Origin of the sequence: Paracoccus homiensis (genome assembly GCF_900111675.1) — a bacterium.
GTDB lineage: Bacteria > Pseudomonadota > Alphaproteobacteria > Rhodobacterales > Rhodobacteraceae > Paracoccus > Paracoccus homiensis.
On the sequence record NZ_FOHO01000009.1, the window covers coordinates 1 to 18,187 of the forward strand.

Annotated in this window: 20 protein-coding genes, 1 tRNA gene, 2 pseudogenes and 1 other annotated feature; of the genes and pseudogenes, 12 read left to right on the forward strand and 11 right to left on the reverse strand. The window is 60.4% G+C overall.

The features are described 5' to 3' along the window. The coding region (tnpA, locus tag BMX67_RS12455; RefSeq protein WP_245739440.1) for an IS66-like element accessory protein TnpA at window positions 1–343 on the forward strand (343 nt) is incomplete at its 5' end. 247 nt (window positions 344–590) lie between these two features. On the opposite strand, the gene BMX67_RS12460 is transcribed toward tnpA, so the two are convergent. Then, entirely contained in the window at window positions 591–950 is a 360-nt protein-coding gene (locus BMX67_RS12460) for a hypothetical protein (RefSeq protein WP_090735487.1), read from the reverse strand. Between the two features lie 221 nt (window positions 951–1,171). Between BMX67_RS12460 and BMX67_RS19590 the strand changes: the two genes are divergently transcribed. Then, window positions 1,172–1,576 carry a hypothetical protein gene (locus BMX67_RS19590; RefSeq protein ID WP_175479893.1) on the forward strand — a complete coding sequence of 135 codons (405 nt, stop codon included), beginning with the start codon at window positions 1,172–1,174 and terminating at the stop codon, window positions 1,574–1,576. A gap of 485 nt (window positions 1,577–2,061) precedes the next feature. Here the strand turns inward: BMX67_RS19590 and BMX67_RS12470 are convergent. From BMX67_RS12470 to BMX67_RS12485, 3 genes and pseudogenes are all read right to left on the reverse strand, one after another. Further along, window positions 2,062–3,341: pseudogene (locus tag BMX67_RS12470) on the reverse strand (IS3 family transposase). After that, window positions 2,944–3,060, reverse strand: a sequence feature (AL1L pseudoknot). (Overlaps the previous pseudogene by 117 nt.) 75 nt (window positions 3,342–3,416) lie before the next feature. Continuing rightward, window positions 3,417–4,531: pseudogene (locus BMX67_RS19895) on the reverse strand (IS3 family transposase); the annotation flags it as partial. A 235-nt stretch (window positions 4,532–4,766) separates the two neighbouring features. Next, window positions 4,767–5,450, reverse strand: coding sequence for a type 1 glutamine amidotransferase domain-containing protein (locus BMX67_RS12485; protein WP_090735495.1), 684 nt, complete (start codon window positions 5,448–5,450; stop codon window positions 4,767–4,769). A 143-nt stretch (window positions 5,451–5,593) separates the two neighbouring features. Here BMX67_RS12485 and BMX67_RS12490 point away from each other — a divergent pair, with 143 nt between their 5' ends. Then, a complete protein-coding gene (locus BMX67_RS12490) occupies window positions 5,594–6,502 on the forward strand; it encodes a LysR family transcriptional regulator (RefSeq protein WP_090735498.1) in 909 nt (302 codons plus the stop codon). Between the two features lie 28 nt (window positions 6,503–6,530). On the opposite strand, the gene BMX67_RS12495 is transcribed toward BMX67_RS12490, so the two are convergent. After that, window positions 6,531–7,028: a lactoylglutathione lyase family protein gene (locus BMX67_RS12495; RefSeq protein ID WP_090735501.1), complete on the reverse strand. Its 498-nt coding sequence runs from the start codon at window positions 7,026–7,028 to the stop codon at window positions 6,531–6,533. Between the two features lie 99 nt (window positions 7,029–7,127). On the opposite strand from BMX67_RS12495, the gene BMX67_RS12500 reads away from it, so the two are divergent. From BMX67_RS12500 to BMX67_RS12530, 7 genes are all read left to right on the forward strand, one after another. After that, window positions 7,128–8,015, forward strand: coding sequence for a LysR family transcriptional regulator (locus BMX67_RS12500; protein WP_090735828.1), 888 nt, complete (start codon window positions 7,128–7,130; stop codon window positions 8,013–8,015). Between the two features lie 74 nt (window positions 8,016–8,089). Beyond that, window positions 8,090–8,332 (forward strand): BolA/IbaG family iron-sulfur metabolism protein, encoded by a 243-nt coding sequence (locus BMX67_RS12505; protein WP_090735504.1) that lies wholly within the window; start codon window positions 8,090–8,092, stop codon window positions 8,330–8,332. A 70-nt stretch (window positions 8,333–8,402) separates the two neighbouring features. After that, window positions 8,403–8,765 (forward strand): Grx4 family monothiol glutaredoxin, encoded by a 363-nt coding sequence (gene grxD / locus BMX67_RS12510; RefSeq protein ID WP_090735507.1) that lies wholly within the window; start codon window positions 8,403–8,405, stop codon window positions 8,763–8,765. 137 nt (window positions 8,766–8,902) lie between these two features. Further along, entirely contained in the window at window positions 8,903–9,859 is a 957-nt protein-coding gene (locus BMX67_RS12515) for a TAXI family TRAP transporter solute-binding subunit (RefSeq protein ID WP_090735509.1), read from the forward strand. 51 nt (window positions 9,860–9,910) lie between these two features. Further along, window positions 9,911–12,007 carry a TRAP transporter permease gene (locus BMX67_RS12520; protein ID WP_090735512.1) on the forward strand — a complete coding sequence of 699 codons (2,097 nt, stop codon included), beginning with the start codon at window positions 9,911–9,913 and terminating at the stop codon, window positions 12,005–12,007. Then, on the forward strand, window positions 12,004–12,369 hold the full coding sequence (locus BMX67_RS12525) for a DUF1850 domain-containing protein (protein ID WP_090735515.1): 366 nt from the start codon (window positions 12,004–12,006) through the stop codon (window positions 12,367–12,369). Before BMX67_RS12520 ends, BMX67_RS12525 begins: the two co-directional genes overlap by 4 nt. Before the next feature lie 46 nt (window positions 12,370–12,415). Then, on the forward strand, window positions 12,416–12,784 hold the full coding sequence (locus tag BMX67_RS12530) for a hypothetical protein (protein ID WP_090735517.1): 369 nt from the start codon (window positions 12,416–12,418) through the stop codon (window positions 12,782–12,784). A gap of 30 nt (window positions 12,785–12,814) precedes the next feature. Here BMX67_RS12530 and BMX67_RS12535 read toward each other — a convergent pair whose 3' ends face one another. Both BMX67_RS12535 and BMX67_RS12540 read right to left on the reverse strand, forming a co-directional pair. Then, window positions 12,815–13,432 (reverse strand): hypothetical protein, encoded by a 618-nt coding sequence (locus BMX67_RS12535; protein WP_090735520.1) that lies wholly within the window; start codon window positions 13,430–13,432, stop codon window positions 12,815–12,817. A gap of 9 nt (window positions 13,433–13,441) precedes the next feature. Further along, entirely contained in the window at window positions 13,442–13,783 is a 342-nt protein-coding gene (locus BMX67_RS12540) for an ElaB/YgaM/YqjD family protein (RefSeq protein ID WP_245739441.1), read from the reverse strand. 169 nt (window positions 13,784–13,952) lie between these two features. Between BMX67_RS12540 and BMX67_RS12545 the strand changes: the two genes are divergently transcribed. Beyond that, window positions 13,953–15,566 carry an FAD/NAD(P)-binding protein gene (locus BMX67_RS12545; RefSeq protein WP_090735526.1) on the forward strand — a complete coding sequence of 538 codons (1,614 nt, stop codon included), beginning with the start codon at window positions 13,953–13,955 and terminating at the stop codon, window positions 15,564–15,566. Window positions 15,567–15,577: 11 nt separating this feature from the next. Here BMX67_RS12545 and BMX67_RS12550 read toward each other — a convergent pair. Next, a tRNA-His gene (locus BMX67_RS12550) sits at window positions 15,578–15,654 on the reverse strand. Between the two features lie 104 nt (window positions 15,655–15,758). Here BMX67_RS12550 and BMX67_RS12555 point away from each other — a divergent pair. Further along, a complete protein-coding gene (locus tag BMX67_RS12555) occupies window positions 15,759–15,974 on the forward strand; it encodes a DUF6324 family protein (RefSeq protein WP_090735529.1) in 216 nt (71 codons plus the stop codon). Here the strand turns inward: BMX67_RS12555 and BMX67_RS12560 are convergent. The 3 genes from BMX67_RS12560 to BMX67_RS19345 all read right to left on the reverse strand — a co-directional run bounded on the left by BMX67_RS12560 (window position 15,958) and on the right by BMX67_RS19345 (window position 18,176). Beyond that, window positions 15,958–16,419 (reverse strand): MmcB family DNA repair protein, encoded by a 462-nt coding sequence (locus BMX67_RS12560; protein ID WP_090735532.1) that lies wholly within the window; start codon window positions 16,417–16,419, stop codon window positions 15,958–15,960. The two genes, BMX67_RS12555 and BMX67_RS12560, sit on opposite strands and share 17 nt — an antisense overlap. 386 nt (window positions 16,420–16,805) lie before the next feature. Then, the gene (locus BMX67_RS12565) at window positions 16,806–17,708 is read right to left on the reverse strand and encodes a DUF481 domain-containing protein (RefSeq protein ID WP_090735535.1); all 903 of its coding nucleotides are present in this window, start codon (window positions 17,706–17,708) and stop codon (window positions 16,806–16,808) included. An 87-nt stretch (window positions 17,709–17,795) separates the two neighbouring features. Continuing rightward, on the reverse strand, window positions 17,796–18,176 hold the full coding sequence (locus BMX67_RS19345; RefSeq protein WP_139206513.1) for a hypothetical protein: 381 nt from the start codon (window positions 18,174–18,176) through the stop codon (window positions 17,796–17,798). Between the last annotated feature and the right edge of the window lie 11 nt (window positions 18,177–18,187).

Genomic DNA, 18,187 nt, shown 5'->3' on the forward strand with positions numbered 1-18,187 from the left:
CAGACCCGAGATCGAAGTCCTCTCTGCCGCGGATGTGCCGCGTCGGCGATATTGGAGTGATACGGATAAGATCCGGATCGTGGAGGAGAGTTTTCTGGGGCATCGCCAGGTGGCGGCAACGGCACCGCGGCATGGTGTGTCGCGGTCTCTGCTGACGATATGGCGGCGGCAGTATCGCGACGGTGAGCTTGGCGACGAGACGCCGCCTTCATTCATCCCGCTGGCGGTTTCGCCCATGGCGCCTGCGGCAGTGCTCGCGACTGCCCATGAGACACCGCGCGACACCCCGGACGTTCAGCTCGAGATCGTGCTGAGGAACGGGCGGCGGCTTCTGCTTCGATGAAGGTAGCGCGGCGTCCAATCAGAACATTACCTTCTGCTTTGAAATGACGCGATTCATCAATCGGAAATCAGGATAGTGCCGCGGGATGATCTGAGCCGCACGGATAGCTTTTTTACCAGACGAATCAGTCGTTTAACTATGCCGGGTTGCCCTCGCCGGTGAAGTTGATTTTCCACCTTATGAGATAGCGCCAGCTGAATGGCTGATGTTCCAGCATCTCGCCCAGCCCATTCGTCGTCGCCGCAGGTCATTCCCTCGACAGCAGCAGGGCGAGATAGTCGCAGCCTGCCAGCGTCAGCGTGTGGCGTGGCCAGCGGCCATGGCCCTTGCTGCTAGTCTCACCATTGGGGGGATTCGTGATTGTCGCCCGCGCCGTGCTGAGCGTTGCGGCATAGAAACCGGTGACCTCGGCGCAGTTGCTTCCGTGAACGCCGATCCTCGAAGGGTGAGCCATGTGGTAGCTGGCCTGCATCAGCCGCGCGGCGAGCATTTCCGAATTGATCGTATCTCGATGCGCCGCCATGCGTTCAAAGGTCAGCGGGGAATCGTCGAAGCCGGGTTTTTCATAGGCTTTACGCGTGGCTTCTCTTGAGAGGCTACCGGTCATTGGTGCCTCCGGGGTTCGCCGGATCTCGCAATTAGCGTGGTCGCAGTGGGGGTCATGCGGGCGCGACTGCAAGGTGCCCGCAGGCTGCGCCCACGATAGCCTCGGCCAGCGTCGTGCAGGCGCTGTTGTTGCAGCAGCTGACCTGCACATCCTTCGGGAACTGGCGCCAGACCAGATCGGAGGTGGCGAGGCCCCCCGATCACATAGTTGTCCGGGGATCCATGCGCGCGGAACAGTTCGCGTGGCGCCAGTATCCGCATGCCTATGTCGATCACGACAAACTCCGAACCGTCGATGGTCTGGGTGACATATTCACCGCGGTCCCAAGCGTCGTGGTTGCGGAGGAACTCGGCCACCTTGTGGGCGCGGGCGTGATGCTCGGGAGCGAAGGACGACGGTACGGCCAGGTCGGCTTGCATGCCCGTAGCGAGCTCTCCATGCCCCGCTTGGCATTCGCCACCCAGCCCTTGACCTTGGAAGGCGACAGACCAAATGGCCGGTTGGCCTTTGAAACTGATATCTTGTCCTGCATAATCTCGAGCACCAGCGCTGTTCTGCGCTTCGCCGTTCAGAACTTGATATTGTCTTCCAATGGTGCACTTATCGCTAGCTCTTTCCTTTTGTAGCATGAGCAGGTTTTCGTTGGGTCGATACAATGGCGTGAAACTTCTCTTGTGGTTCCTCGTGCCGCGCGGCCTTGATCCCTGAGCCGCGCAAGTCGAAGTCTGCATCACCGTGTTCAGCGGCTAGCCACGCTTCGAAACGACCTCACCGAAGCAGTTGGATCAGACTATTCGGGAAATGGTAGCGCCAGGCGAGTTATGTAGCTTTGCCGAGGCTGGATCGAGACGGGAACCCTGACCAAATGCCTGACCTTGCGCCTTGGGAATGTTACGCAGTTTATTGCACGCGAAACCGTCATAGAACTCACGGGTGCTGTTTTCATATCTTCCTTTCGATGCAGCAATACCTTCCTATAGTTACATAATACGGATTATCCATGACTTAGGTTTGATTGACATTAAGAATTTGTAGTCGAGATGATGGCCATTCTGGCCTCCGTTCCGACAATTACACAAGTCGAGTAGTCGAACGGCTGATCGGCACGGTTTCATTCATGGTGTCGGTGATCCGGTCCCTGTTTCACCGGACACCTAAGCGGTTTCGGTTTTTGCCTTGATGAAGATGTTTCGAGAGCTGCGTAGAAGTTTGTCTCGGCCTCTGCCGGCGGGATATTCCCGATGGGTTCCAGCAGGCGGCGGTTGTTGAACCAGTCGACTCATTCGAGTGTAGCGTATTCCACGGCGTCGAAACTGCGCCATGGTCCGCGCCGGTGGATGACCTCAGCTTTGAACAGGCCATTGATCGTCTCGGCCAAGGCATTGTCATAACTGTCGCCAACGCTTCCCACGGAAGGTTCTATCCCCGCCTCTGCGAGGCGCACGGTATGGCGAATGGACCGATATTGCGATCCGCGATCCGAGTGATGTACCAGGCCCGCCCCGGGTTGTCTCTGATGAAGGGCCTGTTCGAGGGCGTCGAGCACAAACCCGGCATGGGCCGTCCGACTGACCCGCCAGCCCACAATGCGGCGGGCGAAAGCGTCGATGACGAAGGCCACGCAAACGAAGCCCTGCCATGTCGCCACATAGGTAAAGGCGCTGACTCGGAGAATGTTCGGCGGGGGTGCCTTGAACTGGCGGTTCACCTTGTCCAGCGGACGGGATTGAGACTTGTCCGGGATCGTCGTTCTGGCCTTCTTGCCACGGATTACGCCTTCGAGCCCCAATTCCTTCATCAGCCGTGCCACCGTGCATCGGGTAATGTCGAGACCTTCGCGGCGCATCTGATGCCAGACCTTGCGCACCCCGGATACCTTGTAGTTCTGTTTCCAAACGCGCTCGATCTCAGGCCGCAACGCCATATCGCGCCTAGCCCGATCCGACAGAAGCTCAGGGTTCGCCCGCTTGGCAAGGTGATTGTAGAATGTGGACGGGGCAATCGGCAGGTGCGTGCAGATAGGCGCGACCCCGATGGCGTCACGGTGTTCTTCGATGAAGGCGATCATGTCCTGGACCGGCGGTCGAGCTCCGCCTGGACAAAATATGCAGACGCCTTTCTGAGGATCTCGTTGGCCTGCTTCAACTCCCGGTTCTCGCGCTCCAGAGCCTTCAGCTTCTCAGCCATCTCGCTGGTCACGCCAGCGCGCTCACCTCGGTCCACTTCGGCCTTCTTGACCCACTCGTTCAGCGTCTGAGGTGCACAACCTATCTTCGACGAAATCGACGGGATCGCCGTCCAACGGCTTTCATGCTGCCCGAGGTTGTCCAAAACCATGAGAACCGCGCGCTCGCGCACTTCGGAGGAATACTTGTTCGACGTTTCGCTCATGATGCTCCATCCTGCTCAGGAGTTGGAGCCTCCGGCAAATCCGAAGCGAGTCAGATCGCTATAGTCTTCGATTCAATCTCCTATCAACGACAGCACGGTTTCGGCATCTGGCAACGGGTTGACGCGGACCTAGTCCCGCTTGGGCGTTTTGACGAACGCCTCTGACATGCCGCTGGATTGCGGGCTTTTCATCGGCGTGAAGCATGATTTCAGCCCGAGTTGTTGCGCGAAGAGGCGCGTATCTTTAGCGGTGTAGGCGCTGCCATTGTCGGAGAGCACCTCGACACGTTTTGGCGCACAGTGTGCGCCAAACCGGTGTTCAACCGCCTCAAGCAGCATGTCGCGCACATCCGATCCGCTGACCCTGGCATTCGCCAAGGCCCGCCATGAGATGAACTCGCGGTCATGGGCACCGATGAGGAACGCCGGGCGGATCACGTCGCCATTCCAGCAGGTAAATTCTAGGCCGTCGCTGCACCAGCTCATGTTCGAGAGCATCATGATGACTTTATCGTCATGGTTTCGCTCGGCCCTGTCAAAGCCGGATCGCCGAAGCAGCAGATCGTTGCGTTCCATGATGCGATAGACGCGCTTGTGGTTAACAGGCGGCAAACCCTGCGCAAGCGACCGCCGGTTTAGAAGCGCCGTGATCCGGCGGTAGCCACACGTCGGGCGCTTCGCCACAAGTGCTTGGATGCGTGGCAGCACCGCCGCGTCCCGGGCTTTTTGGTAGCCCTGACGCGGCTTTGCGCTCCCGCTCAAACGGTCGCACAGGCGGGACCGGGACACATTCAATGTTGCTGCTGCGGCCTTCATGGTGAACCGCCCCGTCTCAACGACTGCGCAAGCAAGTTCGGTTTTTTTGCCCGTGACTTGTCCAGCGCTTCCTTCAGGATTTTTACTTCCATCGTCTTGCGCCCGAGCTGGCGTTCAAGTTCCCGGATGCGGCTTTCCATCTCGCGGACGGTCCTGTTCCCGTTTACGCTGTCGTCTTCTGCCACGCCGATGCAGCCTTCTTCGAGCATAGGCTTGCGCCAACGATACAGAAGATCTGGTGCCACACCATTGAGGCGGGCGACGGCAGAAATGCTCTTCCCGTCATAGATGGTCTCTGCTACGATCCGCAGTTTCTCCGCCGCAGACCAGCGACGAGGGCGGCCGCCATCGGTGATGTTTTCAATCTCAGACATGAGCACGTGCTTAAGGCCATCCTTAAGCCTCCTTGGTCAGGCCAAGGTGTCCGGTCGAAACGACGGTCAGTTCAGTCTGGGCAGTGGAATGATCCGAGCGTTGCCGGATGTCCGAAGTTATTTAGCCACCATTCCTTCGCCGGAAAGCGCTGCCACCTATAACGGCGCAGCCAAGTCTAAGATGTCTGCACGATGGTGTACGCCGCCCCGGTGCCAGGGCGGCGCATGGGTGGCATCATGCCAGCAGTGCCAGAACTTTCTCGGCTGCGCCATCAGATGACGCGGGGTTCTGGCCGGTGACCAGACGACCGTCGGTCACCGAATGGGGCTGCCAGTCCTCAATGCCTTCAAAATCGGCGCCCAGCTCGCGAAGCTTGCTTTCCAGCAGGAATGGCACGGCATCCGCGAGGCCAACGGCATGTTCTTCACTGTCAGTGAATGCCGACACTTTTCGGCCTTTCACGATCGGGTCGCCATTGGCATCGACAGCTTTGGCAAAGGCTGCGGGGCCGTGGCAGACAGAGGCGACGATCTTGCCCGTGTCCCAAGCCTTGCCGATCACCTGCGCGACCAGATCGCTTTCGGCCAGATCATACATCGCTCCGTGGCCGCCGGGGATATACAGTGCGTCGAAGGCGCTGATATCCGCATCTTCAAGGCGGCCCGGATTTTTCAGCAATGCAGTTGCCTGCGCATCGTCGCGAAACCGGGTCACCGTTGCGGGCGCGTCATCGCCGGTCACATCGGAGTTCGGATCGATCGGCACGGCCTTGCCGCCCAATGTCACCAAGGCCACCTCATGCCCGGCGTCAAGGAAGGCGTAATACGGCGTTGCAAGCTCTTCGTACCAGACGCCGGTGGGTTTGCCGGTTTCGCCCAGCACATCGGATGCGGTCGACAGGATGAGGATACGTGCCATGTTCAGGTCTCCGTCAGTTGTGTATCGGGGCGGGCCCCGGTTCGTTGTCAAACGTGCGGGCCGCGCTTCTGGATCCAATGTGGGCGCGATAATCCGATCAACAAATTGATGCAGGCAACGTCAGAAATCGATATTCTGGCTATATGACGCCCGATATCTCTTTGCTGCGCGTGTTCCATGCCGTGATGGAAGAACGCAATGTCACCGCTGCTGCGGCCCGGTTGGGTCAATCGCAAAGCACCGTCAGTGCGGCGCTGTCACGGTTGCGCGACGCCATGGGAGACGAATTGTTCCTACGTGCGCGATACGGTGTTGAGCCCACCGAAAAGGCGATGGAGATCGCCCCAGACATCGCGGCAGGGTTGGAGCGGCTGGAACAGGCCTTTCGCGCGGCTGAGCCCTTTGATCCATCGCGAACGACGCGCCGTTTTCGCCTGTTGCTGGGCCCTTATGCCGAGATCGTTCTTGTTCCGCGCCTTGCGGCGGCCTTTGCGGCCGAGGCCCCCTTGGCCGCATTGGAGGTAACGCCGATCGGTCCGGATCTGGATGCGCGTCATCTGGCGGGACGGCATTTCGATCTGGCGATCGGTCGGTTTGACATGCCTCCGGATGAACTTGTCGTGTCGGATCTGCTCCATGACGGCTTTCGCTGCATCGTTGCGCCCGAGGCCGTTTCGCCTTTTGGAACATTGGACAAGACCCTGTACGAGTCCCTGCCCCATGTCGTGATCGCACCGCCGGGGAAATGGCGCACGGGCCTGCATAAAAGAATGGACGCCGTCGGCCTGCGACGGCGAACCGCGGTAATCGTGTCGCATTTCCTGTCGGCGCCACCTGTGGTCGCGCGACTGGGGGGCATTGCGACCGTCCCTGCCCGCGTGGCCGTGATGACGGCCGAACCCTATGGGCTGCGAAATCTTGCAGTGCCGGTCGATCTGGGCGGTTTTCCTAGCCAGATCGCCTGGCATCCGCGCCTGCGCCGTGATCCCGGTCACATCTGGTTGCGACGGCTGATCGAGGCCATCGCAACCGAGTTTGCAGGCGATATATGATGACGTCACGGGGCAAGGCGTTTCGGCATCAGGAATAGGCGCCGGCGGAATAGGTCAACTCATAGCTGTGGCTGTAAAGCTCGAAGATATTGCCGAACGGATCCTCGACATATACCATGCGATAGGGTTTCTGGCCGGGGAAATATTCGCGTATGGGCATGCGCTGCTTGCCCCCAGCCGCGACGATCTTAGCCAGCAGACCTTCGACATCCGGGTCCTGGATCGCGAAATGGAACGTGCCGTGACGGCGATAGGCGAAGTTGTCGTCCGGCGCGTGATTGCCGTTGAATTCGAACAATTCGATCCCGATCCCGTTCGCAGTGGACAGATGCGCGATGCGTAGACTGTGCCAGCCGGGACCGAAAACATCCGTGCACATCATGCCGATCGGGCTGTCATCCTCGACCACCGGACTGGGTTGCATCAAGACGTAAAAACCCATGACGCCCGAATAGAATTCGACCGCCGCGTCAAGGTCCGGCACGGACAATCCGATATGAGAAAAGCTGCGCGGTGTTTGTGTCATGTCATCTTCCTGTGTTGAGCGATCAGACACAGCTAGACATTGCGCAGCATCTTTTGAAATTATCATCTGACATAAAAATCAGAACGTAAATTTATGATGATGCTGAACGCAACCTGGCTAGAGACCTTCACCACGCTTGCCGAGGAAGGGCATTTCACCCGCGCGGCACAGCGCCTGAACATGACGCAGCCCGGCGTGTCGCAGCATCTGCGCAAGCTGGAACAACAGCTTGGCCAGCGCCTGATCGCACGTGACGGCAAGGCCTTCACCCTGACGGCCGCGGGCGAGATCGTCCGCGATCTTGGACTATCCCGTCGGGCGCAGGAACGTGCGCTGCATCGCGACATCGCCCGTGACGACCCCGATCAGGGCGAGGTGCGTCTGGCTTGCTCGGGCGGTTTTGCGATGCTGTTCTATCCGCATGCCATCGCGCTGATGCAAAAGGCGCCGGGCCTGTCGATCCAGATCGAGGCCGCGCCGCAATCGCGGATCGTATCCGGCGTGCTGGACGGTGATTTCGATCTGGGCGTCATAGCCGAGAAGCCATCCCATCCGCGTCTGGATGCCCAGCATATCGGTCAGGAAGGTCTGTGCCTTGTCCTGCCCGCCGATGGGCCGGACCGCCCGGATTTCGATGAGCTTCAGGCGCTGGGACTGATCGCGCATCCCGATGTCGCACGCTATGCCGATGATGTTTTCTCGGCGAATTTTCCGAACAGCTATCAGGGCGCCGACAGGCTGCGGCGGCGCAGCCATGTCAATCAGATCGGACAGATCCCGCTGCCGGTTGCGCAGGGTGTTGGCTACACGCTGCTGCCCCGCAGCGGGCTTGCGGCCTTTCCCCTTGTTGATCGCGTGAAGATCGCGGACCTGCCCCAGCCGCAGTTCCACGCGCTTTGGTGCATTTCCCGGCGCGGCCGGTCCTGGCCCGCGCGGGTCGGGCGGATCGGCGCGATGGTTCAGGCGCTTGCGGGCGATCTTGACTAGTCCGTGGTGCTGGCTGCCCTTGCGGGTGTTTGGCCCTTGGCCTACATCTGAGGTAACTGGAAAAGGACGACGCCATGGCGATGGAAGCCCACGATATCGAAGCCCTTATTCGCGCCGCGTTCCCCGACGCGCAGATCACCATCACGGATCTGGCCGGCGACGGAAACCACTATGCGGCAGAGGTCATCGATGAAAGCTTCCGTGGCAAGAACCGCGTTCAGCAGCAGCGCGCCGTCTATGCCGCGTTGCAGGGCAAGATGGACGGCTCGGCCGGGGAATTGCACGCGCTGGCGCTGACCACGAAGGCGCCCGAATAACACGGGCGGCCCCTGCCCGTCTGACTGACACGGCCCGCAGATCCGGGCCTCGACCGGAAGGATAACGCCGATGAGCGATGTGAAAACGCAGATCCAAGACACCATCAACGCAAATGACGTTGTGCTGTTCATGAAGGGGACCAAGGAAATGCCGCAATGCGGCTTTTCCAGCCGTGTGGCCGGCGTCCTGAACTATATGGGCGTCACCTATAGCGATGTGAACGTGCTGGCAGACGAAGCCGTGCGTCAGGGCATCAAGGAATTTTCTGACTGGCCGACCATCCCCCAGCTTTACGTCAAGGGAGAGTTCGTGGGCGGCTGCGACATCATCACCGAAATGACCCTGTCGGGTGAACTGGACCAGCTTTTCGACCAGCAGGGCGTGGGCTACGACAAGGACGCCGCCGACAAGATCCGTGAAGCGAACGCGTAATTTTCGCAAGATCATTCAAGGCGCTGCAAAGTCCTCTTTGCAGCGCCTTTTCTTTGGCCGCAATGCCCGCTTTACGTTTTGACGCGATCCGCATACGGCCCTAATCTGCACCTACGAACATACCCAGGGAGGGAAACATGACCATCCGTATCAAGGTTGCGGCCGTCGCCGCAGCCGTGGCGCTTGGTGTCGTTCCGTTTACGGCCAGCGCGCAGCAATTCGTCAATATTCTGACGGGCGGAACATCGGGCGTTTACTACCCGGTCGGCGGCGCGCTTTCGAAGATTTTTACCGACGGCATTCCTGACGCCAAGGTGCAAGTCCAGTCGACCAAGGCCAGCGTGGAAAACCTGAACCTGCTGCAACAGGGCAAGGGCGAACTTGGTATCGCGCTTGGGGATTCGGTCAAATTCGCCGCCGAAGGCAATGCAGAGGCCGGTTTTCCGCAGCCCCTGGAAAAGCTGCGCGGCATTTCGGCCATGTATCCGAACTTTATCCAGATCGTCGCCAGTGAGGAGTCCGGCATCAAGACGCTGGACGATCTGAAGGGCAAGAAGCTGTCCGTCGGCGCCCCGAAATCCGGCACCGAACTGAACGCCCGCGCGATCCTTGGCGCCGCCGGGATGAGCTATGAGGATCTGGACAAGGTCGAATTCCTGCCCTTCGCGGAATCGGTCGAGCTGATGAAGAACCGTCAGCTGGACGCGACGCTGCAATCGGCCGGCCTGGGCGTGGCCTCGCTGAAGGACCTGTCGACCTCGATCCCGATCACCGTCGTTTCGGTCCCCGAAGAGATCGCGACCGAACTGGGCGCACCCTATATCGCGGAAACCATCCCCGCGAACACCTATGACGGCCAGTCCGAAGACGTTCCGACCGTTGCCGTCATCAACTTCCTCGTCAGCAGCGACGAGGTCAGCGATGATCTGGCCTACGAGATGACCAAGCTGATGTATGAAAATCTGGATCAGCTGAAGGCCGCCCATGCCGCGACCAATGCCGTCGATGTGCAGAACGCCCTGAAGGGTATGCCGATTCCGGTGCATCCGGGTGCGCAGCGCTATTATGACGAAGTCGGCGTCAGCGCCGAATGATCGGACGGGCCGGGCACAGTCCCGGCCCTTCTTCATTGAAAGAAGTTGAAGATGACCGAAGCCCAGCACCCTGCCCCCGCCAATGATCCCGATCTGGGGCTGCACGACCCGCTTGCCGACAGCTTTCCGCCCGGCTTTCAGGGCAAGCTGCTTTACTGGATCGCCGTGGCCTTTTCGCTGTATCAGATCGCGATCGCCGCACATATCGTCAGCCTGTCCAGCCAGATCCAACGTGCGCTGCACCTGGGTTTCCTGATCCTGCTGTGTTTTCCCTTGCTGGCGGCGCTGCGTAAACGTGGCCCGGTCGGCACCGCGATCGCCTGGTTCATGGCGGCGCTTGGCATCGTCGTGGCAGGCTATCAGTGGGTCGAATATGTCCCGTTGATGATGCGCAGCGGCATGATGAACCAGACCGACATTATCATCGGCGTGCTGGCGCTTGTGACCACCTTTGGCGCGGCCTGGATCGTCATGGGTCCGGCGCTTCCGATCGTTGCGGGCCTGTTCCTGATCTATGCGCTGTTCGGGCAGTATTTTCCGGGGCCGATGGTCACGCGCGGCTATGATTTCGGCCAGGTGGTCGAACAGATGAGCTATGGCACCGAAGGCATCTACGGCACGCCCCTGTATGTCTCGGCCACCTATATCTTCCTGTTCATCCTGTTCGGATCGTTTCTTGAAAAGGCCGGGATGATCCGGCTGTTCACGGATGTGTCGCTGGGGATGGTCGGTCATCGCATGGGGGGCGCGGCCAAGGTTTCGGTCGTCAGTTCCGGCATGATGGGGACGATTTCGGGTTCGGGCGTCGCCAATGTCGTGACCACTGGCCAATTCACCATTCCGCTGATGAAAAGCTTTGGCTATCGCCCCGCTTTCGCCGGCGGGGTCGAGGCGACGGCATCCATGGGCGGGCAGATCATGCCTCCGGTGATGGGCGCCGTGGCCTTCATCATGGCCGAGACCCTGGGCGTGGCCTATGTCGAAGTCGTTCGCGCCGCGATCATTCCCGCGATCCTGTATTTCGCCAGCGCCTTCTGGATGGTCCATCTTGAGGCTGGCCGTCGCAGCCTGCGCGGCATGGCAAAGGACGAACTGCCCTCGGCACGCAAGGCGCTGCGCGAAGGCTGGCACCTGATCCTGCCGCTGGCGGTTCTGGTCTACCTGCTGTTCTCGGGCTACACGCCGCTATTCGCGGGGACGGTCGGTCTGGGCCTGACGATCATGTTGATCCTTGGCGCTTCGGCGGCACTGGGTCTGCCGCAGGGCGTGTTGCGCATCCTGTTCTGGATCGGGCTGGGGCTTGTCGCGGCCAGTTTCCTGCAATTCGGCAACGCCGCCCTGTGGGGCGGGATCGGTGCGCTGCTGCTGTGGAACACGATCTATGCCGGGGGTCGCACGACGATCCGGCAGGTGATCGACAGCCTTGCCGAAGGCGCCAAGACCGCCCTGCCCGTCGGTGTCGCCTGTGCGCTTGTCGGTGTCATCATCGGCACCATGACGCTGACCGGCGCGGCCAACACCTTTGGCCTTTACATCGTGTCTGTCGGGCAGAACAGCCTGATCCTGTCGCTGGTCCTGACGATGCTGACCTGTATCGTGCTGGGCATGGGGATTCCGACGATCCCGAACTATATCATCACCTCGACCATCGCGGCGCCCGCGCTGTTGGAACTGGGTGTGCCGCTGATCGTCAGCCATATGTTCGTGTTCTATTTCGGCATTCTCGCGGATCTGACGCCGCCCGTCGCGCTGGCCTGTTTTGCCGCAGCCCCCATCGCGAAGGAAAACGGCCTGAGGATCAGCCTCGAGGCGTTGAAGGTCGCCGCGGCAGGTTTCGTCATTCCCTATATGGCGGTCTACACCCCCGCGCTGATGCTGCAGGATGGTGGGCCATTGGCGCAGAACATCGGTTATGTTCCAGCGGTCGCCTATATCGTGCTGAAATGCATCATCGCGATCGGGCTGTGGGGCGTGGCGGTGATCGGCTGGCTGGGCCATCGCATGGCGGTCTGGGAACGGCTGCTTGCGGCGCTTGCGGCCTTCACGCTGATCGCGGCCCTGCCGATGACCGATGAGATCGGGCTGGCGCTGTTTGCGCTGTTCGGTTTCCTGTGGTGGCGCAAGAACAACGCAAACCTCGCGGCATGAGCGTTTGCCTGATGGTGGCGGGGGCGGCAATCGCCCTCGCCTCGCCCGATTTCACGCTGGAATGGACGCATTCGGTCGAAAAGATCGAATGGCGCGAAGACTGGCGGGTCACGGGCAATCGCCTGCATCTGACCCGCGCAGCCGTCAAAGGCTCGGGTGCGGGAATGGAACCGGGGCCAGGTGCGGTCCTGCAGGACGGGTGGTGGGTCTGGGCACCCGACCTGCCGCCGCAACCCGAACTGCTGCTGGCGGCCAGTGGCGCAACGGTTTCCTCGTGGCACCTATGCGACGGGCAACGCTGTCATGACCTTGGCAAGGATCCGGGCAAACCCGTTGCTGTGCGGCCATGTCCCGCCGGTTGATTTAAATTGTGTTGTGGTCGCGCCATGCGTGGCGCAGGCTTGGATCATGGATACGCGACCGCTGAACTTTCTGATCCTGGAAAAGGACAGCTTCATCGCAATGGACATGATGCAGGGGCTTTCCTTCTACGAAGGCGACTGCCGCCTGCATCATTTTCACAGCGTCGATGAAATGCACCAACGCCTGCCCGCGACTGTGGACAGACAGCACCACAATATCGTCGTCACAAAGCTGTCGGTTGCGGAAATCGACGCAAGCGGGCTTGCGCAGCTTGCCCAGCATCATGGTTGCGACGTGGTGGTCCGCGAAGGCATCGACAGCACCAGCAGCGTTCAGGCACGCGGCTGGCACAGTCTGGCGGCGCCGTTTTCGCAGCAGGATCTGAGTGTGCTGGTCAATCGTATGCACGCATGAAAAAGGGCGGCAATCGCGCCGCCCCAAAGCCTAAAGCATGAATTCATCGTCGTCGGGCGGCCTTTGGCGGCGGCCGCGCATCTTGGCGGCGACCGTCAGTCCCAAGGCCAGCGCCGCGACCATCTTGGCGGTATTGCCACCCGATCCTTGTCGCGCCGCATCAGCGCAATTCGGGTGCGATCGGTTTGAACCCTGAACCGTGTCGCGCATGAAGCCGTGGACACGGCGTTCGGCATCGTCCGCCATCTTGTTCGCGCGATAGCTGGCCGTGTCCATCGCCGAGTAGATCTTGTTTTCGGCCATGTCCATCACGCGCATCGCCTCGGCCCTTGCGCGATCCGCGGCGGCATCGGCGGCAAGATTGATCCGTGCCTCGACCTCGCGCTTCAGGTCTTCGCTCGTGGGCATCTGGTGACGAGGCTTCGCGGCGACCATCCAAAGCGCGCCGGCGATCACTGCAAAGATGCCTCCTATCGTCAGCGAAGCATAGGTCGAGCCCCAGCCAAGGTCATTTGCCAGAAACGACCACAGCGCCGCCAGAAGAAACCCGGCGGCGAGACACAGGATTGCGCCGGCGGCCGCCTTGATCCCGGTCCGCCGCGCGGTGTCCGCAAGCGCAAGTTGCAGCCGTTTTGCATAATCGAACATGGCCCGGCCTCAGCGGCGTGCGACGATCAGACCCAACAGAAAGCCGACACCTGCGGCGATCCCCAGCGATTGGACCGGATTGCGGCGCACGACGTCGGATACCTCTTCATACCCCAATTCGGCGTAAAAGGCCGCTTCGTCAGCGCGGCGGCTGCCCGCCTCGTAAAGATGATCGGCCTGATCGCGAGCGCGGTCGGCATAGTCTTGGCCCCGCTGGCGCGCCTTTTCGGCATATTCACGACCGGCCTCACGAACATTCCCGGCCATTTCCGCACCGCGTTCCTTCACGCGTTCGAACTGGCTTTCGGCTTCGGCCTTTGCACTTTTTGCAGCTTCGTTCGGATTGCTCATCATCTTGTCCTTTCGGTGTGCGTTCACCCGTCGCGAAATCAACAACGGCTTGGGCGGGCAGTTCCACCAAGGCGACGAAATTTTTCCCGATCACGCGGCGGGCCTGCAACCACAGCCGGTCCTTGGCAGTTCAGATCTAGACAGCACGGCCTTGGGGCGGGGAAAGACGATGCCGAAAGCGATTTCCAGATTGGCCGTGATCGGCTGTGGCCCGCGCGCCCTTGGGGCGTTGGAAGCGTTGGCCTTGCGTCAGTCCCCTTCGGCGCCGGAAATCCATGTCGATATTTTCGATCCGCATCCGGCACATGGGGCCGGACCCAATTTCGATCCGGCGGAAACCGACCTGTGCCAGCTGAATATTCCAGTGCGGGCGCTTGATCTTGGCAAGGGTGTCGGGTTTTGCAGCGTTCAGGACTGGCTGGGCGACGATAACGCCGAGGGGTTTCCCGCGCGTTCGCGTCTGGGCGACTATCTGATGGCGCGGTTCAAGGCTTTGACTGTCAATGCGTCAAGCCTTCGCATATCGACCATCGGGGCCTCTGCGAATGACCTGCGAAAACAGGATGCGGGTTGGATCGTGACCTGCGACGAGATGCGTCACGGTCCCTATGATGCGGTTTTGATGACGCCTGGTCAGCCCGCGACAAGGGACGATCCGCAACTGTCGGCCTGGCGGGACCACGCGACATCCGTCGGCGCAGGGATCGCATCCGCTTATCCGGCGCGCGACCTGCTGACGGCGGCGAAGGGCTGGGGCGGGCGCAACGTCGCGATCCGCGGATTGGGCCTGTCCACACTGGATGTGTTGCGTGTGCTGACGCTTGGGCTGGGCGGGCGATTTCAGGGAGATCGCTATTTGCCATCCGGGGCCGAGCCTGCGCGGATCCTGCCCTTTTCCCTGACCGGGCGTGCGCCCTTCCCCAAACCCGCGACGGCCGATCTGGATGCTGGTTTCGATCCGACCGTGCAGGAAACCGATGCCTTTCGCGCCGCACTTGCCAGTGCGATGAGAGAACCGCCGGAAAGGGCGCCACGCAGGCTGGCCAGCGCCTTTGTCGCGCCGACGCTGCGCCTGATGTCAGGGCGCGCAACGTCGGGTCAGATCCAGGATTGGCTTCGCGCGGAATGCGAAGATCCCGACAGCCAGGACGACCGGGATACGGCGACGGCGCTGCGCGACGGTATCGCCGAAGCATCCGGTCAGCGCCCTGCGTCCATCGGCTACACCATCGGCCAGCTAAGCCGCAAATGGCAGAACCAAATGCGTCAGGGCTTTAACCCCGCGCTTGTCGATGCCGGGACCGCAGCGGCCCTTGTCGGCTTTGACAACGGATTGAAGCGGTATTCCTACGGACCGCCGATCCAGACCGCGCGGCAGATGCTGACCTTGATCCGGGCGGGACTGGTCGATCCGCGCAAGGCGGACGATCCCGAAATTCGCATGATCGACAGCGGCTGGCAGCTGATCGAGGGGGATGACAGCGCCCTGGTGTCGGTGATGGTCGATGCGGTTCTGCCATCGCCCGATCTGTCGCGAATCGCCGACCCGATGATTCGCGCCCTGGTGGAACATGGACGAATGGTCCCGGTCACCGACGGCATGGGTGCGCAGTTGCATGCGGGCGGTCAGGTCGTGGATGAACATGGACGGTCCCACGATGGCCTGTATCTGCTGGGGCGGATGGGGCTGGGCAGTGTGATCGCCGTCGACTCGTTGCATGATTGTTTCGGCGCGGCAGCCGACAGATGGGCCGATGCCGTCCTGCGGCATATGAAACACTGAATTCTGGGGGATGGTACCGCCTCCCCGGCTCGAACGGGGGACCTCTAGATCCACAATCTAGCGCTCTAACCAACTGAGCTAAGGCGGCACAGGTGGGCCTTCTAATGCGACTGCGCGGCGGTTGCAAGCCCGACTTGCCCGGAAAAACGCAGCAAGATACAGAAAGGCTTCGTTACACAAGGGAAAGACGTCGTGAGCATCAACAACCAAAGCCAAATCGCGGCAAATCTTCAGGTCGGGCCGACCGATCAGGGCATGGTTCGCATCTATGTCGAGGCAGAAGGGATTGATCTTCCGCTGGATTTCGACCCTGAAGAAGCGACCGAAATCGCCGAGGAACTTCTGGCTGCGGCCGATGCGGCACGCAGCATGGGCAAAGGTGGCGGCAAGCCTAAAAAGGGCCGCTAAGCGATTCGGGATCCGCCAGACCCTGCATCCGCAGGGCGGCGGATCGCGCAAATTCCCGTGTCAGCTTGTTGCGACGCGCGGCCGCCAGTCGCGTTTCCTGGGGCATCCGCTGAATTTCGGCGCCATAGGCGTCCGCGACGATCAGCCCGGATTCCGCGGGCAGCAGATCGATCGGGAAATCGGCATCCACTGCCCAGAAATATCGGTCGCAAAAGTCCAGATAACCCTGCCACTTACGGTCGGTGGCGAAATCGGCGCGGCTGCTTTTGCACTCGACAATCCAGATCTCTCCCTTCGGGCCAAGACTGATGACATCGACGCGCAACCCCCGTGCGGGAATGAATTCTACCAGACTTGCATGGCCCATACTGCGCAGCATCCTGCCAACGCCACGCGCAAGGCGCTGTCCGGCCATCACGGGCAGATGTGCGGGTGGCAAGTCCATCAAGGCAGTGTAGAACAAACCATAAACTCAGCGCAAGATGACTGAAATCGCGCAGCCCCTTGAAGGCACCGCGGCGACTGACTATCTGTCAGCACTGGCGGGCTTCTGCTCTTCTCGCGTGTGGCCTTTTTTCCACTGGCCTATAACTTTTCCGAGGGGGCTGGCTCTGTCGAGGCCCTGGTCTCGTTACCTGGCACCCACCTGATTATTCAGGCTTTCGGGAATTCTGTCGCTGCCGCGGTCGCTGCGGTTCCCGCCGCCGTTAAAAACCCGCCCGGATAAAACCGGGCGGGTTTTTGTGTAGTCCGAACATGAAAATGTCGCCGGAATGAAAAAAGGCAGGTGAAACCACCTGCCCTTTCCAGAGAGACGTTTTTCGGGTCCGATCAGAAACCGTAAACGACCGCAACGCCAAGCGTATTGTCGGTGCGGATTTCGCGGTTTTCCTGATATTCGGTCGTATAGCTGACGCGGGTTGCCAGCTGATCCGACATCTTGAAGTTCAGGCCCAGTTCGTTGGTGATGACGTCATCGGCATCGCTGGAACCCAGATAGTCGGTGTCATTGGTCACGAACATCATGTCGTTGATCTGGTGGTAGAAACGCGACGACGCGATATAGCCGGTTTCGGTTTCCGAATCGTCGTCCAGATGTTGCTGGCCGGTCTGGGTATAGCGAACGCCGACACCGGCCTGAATGCGCCAGGTGGTCGTGTCGTTGTTGACGACGCGATAACCCGGACCGAAGCCCAGAAAGCCGTCGCGACGCAGGTCGCTCAGTTCGTCCGAGGCATCGTCGCCCGCATAATCGGCAACACCGTCAACCAGGCTGTCGATCTCGAACCGGCCCAGGGCAAAGGCATAGAAGCGGTCATTGAAGTAGTACTGCGCGTCATAGATCGCGCTGACCTCTTCCTTGTCCTTGTCGCCATTGTCATTCTCACCGAATTCGATGGCCAGGCCAACCGACTGGGCGAAGGGCGCCTGATTGTAGGACACGCGGCCAGCGATCGCCAGATCCTGCGAGTCCGAGTTGCCGGTCGAGCCGCTGTACTGCAGCGACATCGAGCCGAACAGACCCTGACGGCGGTCTGCAGGGCCAAAGCGGTCGGCATCCGCGGAACGGTCAAAGCTGTCGATCACATCATCTTCGATATCGGTGATGCGGTCATCAACTTCGCTGACGCCGGCGGCATCCGCACCCGTCGAGATTTCGGTCTGTGCAAAGGCCGGGACCGACAGGGCGGTCAGGATCGCGGTCGCGCCGCTGAGAAGTGCAATCTTCTTCATCTCAATTCCTCATCAGCTGAGTTCAATTTGCCGATGCTGAAATCAGCACCAGTGCATCGCTGCTGATGGGTAAATACGCCGGTGGCCCTATGGTTCAAAGCCTGTGCAGCGAAAGCATGAAGTCGCGATTTTGTGACCAAATGTGTTCTGTCGGAGTGTCGGCGGTAATGCGCTGAAATGGAATTGTGATGACGGAGAACGGAACTTTTTATGACATTCGATAAATCCGTCATGGACGGCATTAATCTGCCAAATTTCCAAATCCAGACAGTTTAGTGCGTTAACTATCGCTGAAATAATCGCGTGAATGCCCATCACATAGGCAGAAGTTGTGCCCAGTGGCGATCCCTTTTCTGTTGCCAAATCGACACAAGAGCGGGTCGAAAAAACACAGCCGCCTGCCTTCCGCGACCTGCGCCGACGCCTGAAACGCGAAACGGCGCTGATGCGTGCCAGCACCAGCGCCATCAAAGAACCGC

What these genes read in the sequence shown, in the direction of transcription:
- BMX67_RS19590 (WP_175479893.1), top strand. Translation starts at nt 1,172, where the DNA reads ATGCGCGCGGAACAGTTCGCGTGGCGCCAGTATCCGCATGCCTATGTC.
- BMX67_RS19345 (WP_139206513.1), bottom strand. Translation starts at nt 18,176, where the DNA reads ATGGCGCTGGTGCTGGCACGCATCAGCGCCGTTTCGCGTTTCAGGCGT.
- BMX67_RS12500 (WP_090735828.1), top strand. Translation starts at nt 7,128, where the DNA reads ATGCTGAACGCAACCTGGCTAGAGACCTTCACCACGCTTGCCGAGGAA.
- BMX67_RS12530 (WP_090735517.1), top strand. Translation starts at nt 12,416, where the DNA reads ATGGATACGCGACCGCTGAACTTTCTGATCCTGGAAAAGGACAGCTTC.
- BMX67_RS12540 (WP_245739441.1), bottom strand. Translation starts at nt 13,783, where the DNA reads ATGAGCAATCCGAACGAAGCTGCAAAAAGTGCAAAGGCCGAAGCCGAA.
- BMX67_RS12505 (WP_090735504.1), top strand. Translation starts at nt 8,090, where the DNA reads ATGGCGATGGAAGCCCACGATATCGAAGCCCTTATTCGCGCCGCGTTC.
- grxD (WP_090735507.1), top strand. Translation starts at nt 8,403, where the DNA reads ATGAGCGATGTGAAAACGCAGATCCAAGACACCATCAACGCAAATGAC.
- BMX67_RS12490 (WP_090735498.1), top strand. Translation starts at nt 5,594, where the DNA reads ATGACGCCCGATATCTCTTTGCTGCGCGTGTTCCATGCCGTGATGGAA.
- BMX67_RS12460 (WP_090735487.1), bottom strand. Translation starts at nt 950, where the DNA reads ATGACCGGTAGCCTCTCAAGAGAAGCCACGCGTAAAGCCTATGAAAAA.
- BMX67_RS12535 (WP_090735520.1), bottom strand. Translation starts at nt 13,432, where the DNA reads ATGTTCGATTATGCAAAACGGCTGCAACTTGCGCTTGCGGACACCGCG.
- BMX67_RS12495 (WP_090735501.1), bottom strand. Translation starts at nt 7,028, where the DNA reads ATGACACAAACACCGCGCAGCTTTTCTCATATCGGATTGTCCGTGCCG.
- BMX67_RS12545 (WP_090735526.1), top strand. Translation starts at nt 13,953, where the DNA reads ATGCCGAAAGCGATTTCCAGATTGGCCGTGATCGGCTGTGGCCCGCGC.
- BMX67_RS12485 (WP_090735495.1), bottom strand. Translation starts at nt 5,450, where the DNA reads ATGGCACGTATCCTCATCCTGTCGACCGCATCCGATGTGCTGGGCGAA.
- BMX67_RS12565 (WP_090735535.1), bottom strand. Translation starts at nt 17,708, where the DNA reads ATGAAGAAGATTGCACTTCTCAGCGGCGCGACCGCGATCCTGACCGCC.
- BMX67_RS12520 (WP_090735512.1), top strand. Translation starts at nt 9,911, where the DNA reads ATGACCGAAGCCCAGCACCCTGCCCCCGCCAATGATCCCGATCTGGGG.
- BMX67_RS12525 (WP_090735515.1), top strand. Translation starts at nt 12,004, where the DNA reads ATGAGCGTTTGCCTGATGGTGGCGGGGGCGGCAATCGCCCTCGCCTCG.
- BMX67_RS12560 (WP_090735532.1), bottom strand. Translation starts at nt 16,419, where the DNA reads ATGGACTTGCCACCCGCACATCTGCCCGTGATGGCCGGACAGCGCCTT.
- BMX67_RS12515 (WP_090735509.1), top strand. Translation starts at nt 8,903, where the DNA reads ATGACCATCCGTATCAAGGTTGCGGCCGTCGCCGCAGCCGTGGCGCTT.